4 protein-coding genes are annotated in these 6207 nt (G+C 43.8%); all 4 read left to right on the forward strand.

The genetic code is table 11. The features are described from left to right. The first annotated feature begins 72 nt into the window (after positions 1-72). Positions 73-594 (forward strand): bifunctional pyr operon transcriptional regulator/uracil phosphoribosyltransferase PyrR, encoded by a 522-nt coding sequence (gene pyrR, locus N8L33_RS08135; RefSeq protein WP_004257972.1) that lies wholly within the window; start codon positions 73-75, stop codon positions 592-594. Between the two features lie 18 nt (positions 595-612). After that, positions 613-1536 (forward strand): aspartate carbamoyltransferase catalytic subunit, encoded by a 924-nt coding sequence (locus N8L33_RS08140; protein ID WP_261059550.1) that lies wholly within the window; start codon positions 613-615, stop codon positions 1534-1536. Positions 1537-1585: 49 nt separating this feature from the next. Next, complete coding sequence (locus N8L33_RS08145) at positions 1586-2665, forward strand: carbamoyl phosphate synthase small subunit (RefSeq protein WP_000166853.1); 1080 nt, start codon at positions 1586-1588, stop codon at positions 2663-2665. Positions 2666-2866: 201 nt separating this feature from the next. After that, positions 2867-6043, forward strand: coding sequence for a carbamoyl-phosphate synthase large subunit (gene carB / locus N8L33_RS08150; protein ID WP_261059551.1), 3177 nt, complete (start codon positions 2867-2869; stop codon positions 6041-6043). The last annotated feature ends 164 nt before the right edge of the window (positions 6044-6207 follow it).

A 6207-nucleotide genomic window follows, 5' to 3' on the forward strand; every position in this document is an offset into this window, starting at 1 on the left:
GCAGTAGGGCTCGCTTGGCTATACATTTCAAGTCTCCTTGTTTAAGGAGACTTTTCTTTTTGGAGGTTTGTCATGAAGGCAAAAGAAGTTGTAGACGAATTGACCGTCAAACGAGCGATTACGCGTATTACTTATGAGATTATCGAACGTAACAAAGATTTGAATAAAATCGTCTTGGCTGGTATTAAAACTCGTGGTGTCTTTATCGCCCACCGAATCCAAGAACGTTTGGAACAGCTAGAAAATCTTTCAGTTCCTGTTGTGGAATTGGATACGAAACCTTTCCGTGATGATGTTAAAAGTGGAGAAGATACTTCTTTAGTTTCTGTTGATGTGACAGACCGTGAAGTTATCTTGGTGGACGATGTGCTTTATACAGGTCGTACCATCCGTGCTGCTATTGATAATATTGTCGGTCATGGTCGTCCTGCGCGCGTGAGTTTAGCAGTTCTAGTCGATCGTGGACATAGAGAATTGCCAATCCGTCCAGATTACGTTGGAAAAAATATCCCAACCAGTCGTTCTGAAGAAATCATCGTAGAGATGACAGAACTTGATGGCCAAGACAGAGTTCTGATTACTGAAGAAGCTTAGAAAGCTAAAGGAGTAGCCATGTCAGAAAATCAACAAGCATTGAACCATGTGGTGTCCATGGAAGACCTCACTGTCGATCAAGTCATGAAATTGATCAAGCGAGGAATTGAGTTTAAAAATGGAGCTCAGCTTCCCTATGAGGACCATCCGATTGTCTCCAATCTTTTCTTTGAGGATTCTACACGGACGCATAAGTCCTTTGAAGTGGCAGAGATTAAACTGGGATTGGAGCGACTGGACTTTGATGTGAAGACTAGTTCAGTCAATAAGGGTGAAACACTTTATGATACCATTTTGACTTTGTCTGCTTTAGGAGTTGACGTCTGTGTGATTCGTCACCCAGAGGTTGACTACTACAGAGAGTTAATTGCTAGTCCCACGATTACGACTTCCATCATAAATGGTGGAGATGGTTCGGGCCAACACCCTAGCCAGAGCTTGCTTGATTTGATGACTATTTATGAGGAATTTGGTCACTTTGAGGGGCTCAAGGTCGCTATTGCAGGTGACTTGGACCACTCACGCGTTGCCAAATCTAATATGCAGATTTTGAAACGCTTGGGAGCTGAACTTTACTTTGCTGGACCTGAGGAATGGAGAAGTCAAGAGTTTGCAGACTATGGACAGTTTGTAACTATTGATGAAATTATTGATCAGGTGGATGTCATGATGTTTCTTCGTGTGCAACATGAACGCCATGATAGTGGTGCAGTCTTTTCAAAAGAAGACTACCATGCTCAACATGGCTTAACACAAGAACGTTACGAGCGCTTGAAAGAAACAGCAATCATTATGCATCCGGCTCCAGTCAACCGTGATGTAGAAATCGCAGATCACTTGGTTGAAGCACCAAAATCACGGATTGTCCAACAAATGACCAATGGTGTCTTTGTTCGAATGGCAATCTTAGAATCCGTACTGGTGAGTAGAAACGCCAACTAAAACACAAGACGTTAAAAGACGCCAGTGAGCGTCCACGAGAGGTGAAAATATGACAAAAAGACTTCTAGTATTAGAAGATGGCACAGTTTTTGAAGGCAAGGCCTTCGGAGCAGATATTGATGTAACAGGCGAAATCGTCTTTAATACAGGGATGACCGGCTACCAAGAATCCATTACAGACCAGTCTTATAATGGACAAATCTTGACCTTTACTTATCCTTTGGTGGGAAATTATGGAATCAACCGTGATGATTACGAATCCATTATTCCAACTTGTAAGGGAGTCGTTGTTTTCGAAGAAGCACGTAGAGCTAGCAACTGGCGCAATCAAATGACCTTGGATGAATTTTTGAAAGCCAAGAAAATTCCTGGTATTTCAGGAATTGATACGCGTGCCCTTACCAAGATTATCCGTAAGCATGGTACTATGCGAGCAACCTTGACTCATGTTGGAGATAGTATGGACCATGTGACGGACCAGCTCCAAGCAACAGTCTTGCCGACAGATAATATCAAACAGGTTTCTACTAAAACTTCCTATCCAGCTCCAGGAGTTGGTTTGAGCGTGGTTCTAGTGGACTTTGGTCTCAAGCACTCAATCCTACGTGAACTTTCTAAACGCAACTGTAACGTGACAGTTGTTCCTTATTCGACAACGGCTGAAGAAATTCTCCATCTTAATCCTGACGGAGTTATGTTGTCAAATGGTCCAGGTAACCCAGAAGATGTTCCACAGGCACTGGACATGATTCGTGGTGTGCAAGGAAAAATTCCAATCTTTGGTATTTGTATGGGGCATCAACTCTTTGCAATGGCAAATGGTGCTAAGACCTACAAGATGAAATTTGGACACCGTGGATTCAACCATGCGGTACGCGAAATTGCTACTGGACGTGTGGATTTTACAAGTCAAAACCATGGCTATGCAGTTAGCCGTGAGGATTTGCCAGAGCATTTGATCATTACTCACGAAGAAATCAATGACAAGTCAGTTGAAGGTGTGCGTCACAGATACCAACCTGCTTTCTCTGTTCAATACCATCCAGATGCAGCCCCTGGTCCACACGACGCAAGCTACCTATTTGATGAGTTTATAGAGATGATGGAAGCTTTTAAACAATCAAACTAAGAACGAGTAAAAGCTCGTCGGAGAATTTATTTAATGTCGCCCTGAGAGGCGACGAATAGAAAGGAGAAGGGTGCTCCGTATTTGCTGAACTGAATACGGGCTACGGACGGTGCTAAAAAGATAGTTATTCCTAGAACTGACAGTTCTTCGTCATAACTCCTATTTTAGCTTTGTCCGCTTGACGCCCTTAATATCTTATATATGCCTAAACGTACTGATATTCAAAAAATTATGGTGATTGGTTCTGGTCCGATTATTATTGGTCAGGCTGCTGAGTTTGACTACGCTGGGACCCAGGCTTGCTTGTCGTTGAAAGAGGAAGGTTATGAGGTTGTCTTGGTTAACTCAAACCCTGCCACCATCATGACGGACAAGGAGATTGCGGACAAGGTTTATATCGAACCGATTACACTTGAGTTTGTAACGCGTATTCTTCGTAAGGAACGTCCAGATGCCTTGCTACCAACCCTTGGTGGGCAAACTGGTCTTAATATGGCCATGGAATTGTCTAAAAATGGTATCCTAGATGAGCTTGGTGTTGAACTTCTGGGTACTAAACTATCTGCCATTGATCAAGCGGAGGACCGTGACCTCTTTAAACAATTGATGGAAGAGCTCAACCAACCAATTCCAGAATCTGAAATTGTTAATACTGTCGAAGAAGCAGTTGCCTTTGCAGCAACAATTGGTTACCCAGTCATCGTCCGTCCAGCCTTTACACTTGGTGGTACTGGTGGTGGTATGTGTGCCAACGAGGAAGAATTGCGTGAAATCGCTGAAAATGGTTTGAAATTGTCACCTGTTACCCAATGTTTGATTGAGCGTTCGATTGCTGGCTTCAAGGAAATCGAATACGAAGTGATGCGTGACTCAGCTGACAATGCCTTGGTTGTTTGTAACATGGAAAACTTTGACCCAGTTGGGATTCACACAGGGGATTCCATTGTATTTGCCCCTGCGCAAACCATGTCAGACTATGAAAACCAAATGCTACGTGACGCGAGCTTGAGCATCATTCGTGCCCTCAAGATTGAAGGTGGATGTAACGTTCAGCTAGCCCTTGATCCACACAGCTTCAAGTACTATGTCATCGAAGTAAACCCTCGTGTGTCGCGTTCTTCAGCCCTGGCATCTAAGGCGACAGGGTACCCAATTGCCAAATTGGCTGCTAAGATTGCCGTAGGTTTGACTTTGGATGAGGTCATCAACCCAGTTACAGGTTCAACCTATGCCATGTTTGAACCAGCCCTTGACTACGTGGTTGCCAAGATTCCGCGTTTCCCATTTGACAAGTTTGAAAAAGGGGAGCGTCGTCTGGGTACACAAATGAAGGCGACTGGAGAAGTCATGGCCATCGGTCGAAACATCGAAGAATCTCTTCTCAAGGCTTGCCGCTCCCTTGAAATTGGGGTGCATCACAATGAAATGCCTGAACTTGCAGCAGTTTCTGATGATTCCTTGATTGAAAAAGTAGTCAAAGCCCAGGATGACCGTCTCTTCTATGTATCAGAAGCCATTCGTCGTGGCTACACACCAGAAGAAATTGCAGAGCTTACAAAAATCGATATCTTTTATCTCGATAAACTTCTACATATCTTTGAAATTGAGCAGGAGTTGGGTGCCCATCCACAAGATCTAGACGTTTTGAAAACTGCCAAACTCAATGGATTTTCAGACCGTAAGATTGCTGAGCTCTGGAAAACGACTGCTGACCAAGTGCGCCAACTTCGTTTGGAAAACAAGATTGTTCCTGTTTATAAGATGGTCGATACTTGTGCGGCAGAGTTTGACTCTGAAACACCATACTTCTATTCAACCTATGGATGGGAAAATGAGTCTATCAAGTCTGATAAGGAATCCGTCCTTGTCCTAGGTTCTGGTCCAATCCGTATCGGGCAAGGGGTTGAGTTTGACTACGCAACCGTTCACTCTGTTAAGGCTATCCAGGCAGCTGGTTATGAAGCCATCATCATGAACTCAAATCCAGAGACCGTTTCAACAGACTTTTCTGTATCTGACAAGCTTTACTTTGAACCATTGACATTCGAAGATGTTATGAATGTTATTGACTTGGAGCAACCAAAAGGGGTTATCGTTCAGTTCGGTGGTCAAACAGCCATCAACCTTGCGGAGCCATTGGCAAAAGCAGGTGTGGCCATCCTTGGTACACAGGTTGCTGACCTAGACCGTGCCGAAGACCGTGACCTCTTTGAACAAGCCCTCAAAGATTTGGATATTCCACAACCACCAGGACAAACGGCTACAAATGAAGAAGAAGCAGTTCTTGCAGCTCGCAAGATTGGCTTCCCAGTCTTAGTTCGCCCATCTTATGTTTTAGGTGGACGTGCTATGGAAATCGTAGAAAATGAAGAAGATCTTCGTTCTTACATGCGTACAGCGGTTAAGGCTAGTCCTGACCATCCAGTCCTTGTTGACTCTTATATAGTTGGACAAGAGTGTGAAGTTGATGCCATTTCAGACGGGGAAAATGTTCTCATCCCTGGTATCATGGAGCACATCGAACGTGCTGGTGTCCACTCAGGTGACTCAATGGCCGTTTACCCACCACAAACCTTGTCGCAAAAGGTTCAGGAAACTATCGCAGACTATACTAAACGCCTAGCAATCGGTCTTAACTGCCTTGGAATGATGAACATCCAGTTTGTTATCAAGGATGAAAAAGTCTACGTTATTGAGGTCAATCCACGTGCCAGCCGTACGGTTCCATTCCTTTCTAAGGTAACCAATATCCCTATGGCTCAGGTGGCGACTAAGCTCATTCTTGGTCAAAAACTTGAAGAACTTGGCTACCAAGATGGACTTTACCCTGAAAGCACTCGCGTTCATATCAAGGCACCTGTCTTCTCCTTCACAAAACTAGCTAAGGTAGACAGCTTGCTTGGTCCTGAAATGAAGTCAACAGGGGAAGTTATGGGTTCTGATACGACTTTGGAAAAAGCTCTCTATAAGGCCTTTGAAGCTTCTTACCTCCACTTGCCAACTTTTGGAAATGTAGTTTTCACCATTGCTGATGATGCCAAAGAAGAAGCCTTGGACTTGGCTCGTCGTTTCCAAAATATTGGCTATGGAATCCTCGCGACAGAAGGGACAGCAGCCTTCTTTGCCAGTCATGGATTGCAAGCCCAACCTGTTGGTAAGATTGGTGATGACGATAAGGATATTCCAAGTTTTGTTCGCAAAGGAAGAATTCAAGCTATCATTAACACAGTAGGAACAAAACGAACTGCTGACGAAGATGGTGAGCAAATTCGTCGTTCAGCCATTGAACATGGTGTACCACTCTTTACAGCCCTAGATACAGCTAATGCCATGCTTAAGGTACTTGAAAGTCGTAGTTTTGTTACAGAAGCAATCTAGTTTAGAAAAGTTTTTCACAGTTTAAAAGCCAGCGTCAGAAAACGCTGGCTTTTGCGATATTAGTGCAGGCTATTCAACTATCAGTTCTGGCTCTTTGTCAACTGTAGTGGGTTGATGAAAAGCTAAGCTCGAGAAAGGACAAATTTCGTCCTTTCTTTTTTGAT

Source organism: Streptococcus mitis (assembly GCF_946188695.1).
Classification (GTDB): Bacteria; Bacillota; Bacilli; order Lactobacillales; family Streptococcaceae; genus Streptococcus; species Streptococcus mitis_DF.

What these genes read in the sequence shown, in the direction of transcription:
- pyrR (WP_004257972.1), top strand. Translation starts at nt 73, where the DNA reads ATGAAGGCAAAAGAAGTTGTAGACGAATTGACCGTCAAACGAGCGATT.
- N8L33_RS08140 (WP_261059550.1), top strand. Translation starts at nt 613, where the DNA reads ATGTCAGAAAATCAACAAGCATTGAACCATGTGGTGTCCATGGAAGAC.
- N8L33_RS08145 (WP_000166853.1), top strand. Translation starts at nt 1,586, where the DNA reads ATGACAAAAAGACTTCTAGTATTAGAAGATGGCACAGTTTTTGAAGGC.
- carB (WP_261059551.1), top strand. Translation starts at nt 2,867, where the DNA reads ATGCCTAAACGTACTGATATTCAAAAAATTATGGTGATTGGTTCTGGT.